Here is a 1,762-nt window from a genome sequence, read left to right as displayed (position 1 = left end):
CCCGACGGTTCGAGCCGGACCCTCATCGCTGCGGGGGCTGTTGTTGCTGCTGCTGCTGCTCGCGGCGCTGTTCGCGCAGCATGAAGAGATAGAGGCTTTCGACCTTCTCGCGCGCCCAGGGCGTCTTGCGCAGGAACTTGAGGCTGGAGCCCACGCTCGGGTCGATGGCGAAGCAGCGGATCGGAACGAGTTCGCCGAGCTGCTCCCAGCCGTAGTGGTCGGCCAGCGCCGTGACGATGGCCTCCAGCGTGAGCCCGTGCAGCGGGTTGCGGGGCTGGGCCGGCTTGGCGGGCGCCGGGGCCGGCCCGGCGGGGGCCTCGTCGGTCACTTGTTCTTGAGCTTGCCGCGCGGGATCACCGCCGTGGTGATCGTGCGGACGGGTTCGATGCCGCCGGTGCCCACCGGCTTGGGCGGCGAAGTGTCCTTCTTCGGTTTCTTGGCTTCCTTGTTTGCGCGCTGTTGACCCTTGGCCATATCGACTCCTTTTGATGCTGCGTATGCGGCGTAGTAGCGGGCAGTTTAGCGGTGCGGCGACAATACGCAGTTCCTTTTGATTTCCCCGCATTCATGTCAGATTACGAAGTTCGCCCCGCCACCATGCGCGACGCCAAGGCCGTCGCCGAAGTCCATGCCCTGGCCGCCAAGGCTGCCTACGAAGGCATCCTGCCCGAAGAAGAGCTGCGCGTGCTGGCGCCCGCCTCCCGCGAAGCCAAATGGCGCGAGGCCATCGAGTTCAGCGAGCCGCAGGTGCAGGTCGCGGTGCAGGACGGCGAAATCGTCGGCTTTGTCGGCTTCGACCGCTCGCGCGATCCCAAGACGCCGTCCACCACGGGCGAGATCTGGGCTCTCTACGTCAAGCCCGAGCATTGGGGCAAGGGCATCGGCGTCGCCCTCTGGGACGCCGCGCGCGAAGGCCTCGAGGAAGAGGGCTGCACCACGGTCACGGCCTGGGTGCCCATTCGCAACGACCGCGCCATGCGCTTCTTCGAGCTCGCCGGCTTCAAGCGCGAAATGAAGACTGCCAAGACCACCGCGCTGGGCACCGTGCGGGTCGAGGAAATCCGGCTCAAGCGCAGCGTTGCCTGACGCCTGAGCCTGGCGGCCGGCCGCGTACGGGTATTGCCGGCGCGCGCCGCGGTTGCGGCTAAGCTCGCCGCTTCTTTTTTTCCACACCGACCCTTGCCATGGCCACCAGCCTGCTTCTGCTGCTCGACGACATCGCGACCGTCCTGGACGACGTCTCGGTCCTCACCAAGGTGGCCGCCAAGAAGACGGCCGGCGTGCTCGGCGACGACCTTGCGCTCAACGCGCAGCAGGTCTCGGGCGTCAAGGCCGACCGAGAGCTGCCGGTGGTCTGGGCGGTGTGCAAGGGCTCGTTCGTCAACAAGCTCATCCTGGTGCCCGCGGCGCTGGCCATCGGCACCTGGCTGCCCTGGCTGGTCACGCCGCTCTTGATGGTGGGCGGCGCCTTCCTTTGCTTCGAGGGCTTCGAGAAGCTCGCCCACAAGTTCCTGCACAAGCAGGAGCATGAGGCCGACACCGCGCGCCACGAGCGCGCCGTGGCCGACGAGGCCGTCGACGTGGTGGCGGCCGAGAAGGACAAGATCAAGGGCGCGGTGCGCACCGACTTCATTCTCTCGGCCGAGATCATCGCCATCACGCTGGGCACCGTGCAGGGCCAGTCCTTTGTCACGCAACTCACCGTGCTGGCGGGCATTGCGCTGGTCATGACCATCGGCGTGTATGGCCTGGTGGCCGGCAT

At 67.1% G+C, this 1,762-nt stretch carries 4 protein-coding genes and 1 pseudogene (1 of these 5 cut by a window edge); 2 read left to right on the top strand and 3 right to left on the bottom strand.

Annotated elements, in window-relative coordinates; genetic code table 11:
- From AC1DOC_RS25860 to AC1DOC_RS25850, 3 genes and pseudogenes are all read right to left on the bottom strand, one after another.
- Positions 1-26 (bottom strand): annotated as a pseudogene (locus AC1DOC_RS25860) (2Fe-2S iron-sulfur cluster-binding protein); it reaches 264 nt to the left of the window's first position.
- Positions 23-328, bottom strand: coding sequence for a VF530 family protein (locus AC1DOC_RS25855; RefSeq protein WP_319438792.1), 306 nt, complete (start codon positions 326-328; stop codon positions 23-25). Before AC1DOC_RS25855 ends, AC1DOC_RS25860 begins: the two are co-directional and overlap by 4 nt.
- A complete protein-coding gene (locus AC1DOC_RS25850; protein ID WP_015866429.1) occupies positions 325-474 on the bottom strand; it encodes a hypothetical protein in 150 nt (49 codons plus the stop codon). The genes AC1DOC_RS25855 and AC1DOC_RS25850 overlap by 4 nt, the downstream gene beginning before the upstream one ends.
- Positions 475-567: 93 nt before the next feature.
- Here AC1DOC_RS25850 and AC1DOC_RS25845 point away from each other — a divergent pair, with 93 nt between their 5' ends.
- Together AC1DOC_RS25845 and AC1DOC_RS25840 are read left to right on the top strand one after the other, a co-directional pair.
- On the top strand, positions 568-1,086 hold the full coding sequence (locus AC1DOC_RS25845) for a GNAT family N-acetyltransferase (protein ID WP_319438791.1): 519 nt from the start codon (positions 568-570) through the stop codon (positions 1,084-1,086).
- Positions 1,087-1,184: 98 nt separating this feature from the next.
- Positions 1,185-1,762: DUF808 domain-containing protein (locus AC1DOC_RS25840; RefSeq protein ID WP_478130769.1), on the top strand; the 578-nt coding region annotated here is incomplete at its 3' end.

It is taken from the genome of Variovorax sp. 01T439_2 (assembly GCF_056398445.1).
This window is presented reverse-complemented; position numbering and strand designations above follow the sequence as displayed.

Excerpts from the sequence above, each read along its gene's own strand:
- AC1DOC_RS25850 (WP_015866429.1), bottom strand. The coding sequence starts at position 474 with ATGGCCAAGGGTCAACAGCGCGCAAACAAGGAAGCCAAGAAACCGAAG.
- AC1DOC_RS25845 (WP_319438791.1), top strand. The coding sequence starts at position 568 with ATGTCAGATTACGAAGTTCGCCCCGCCACCATGCGCGACGCCAAGGCC.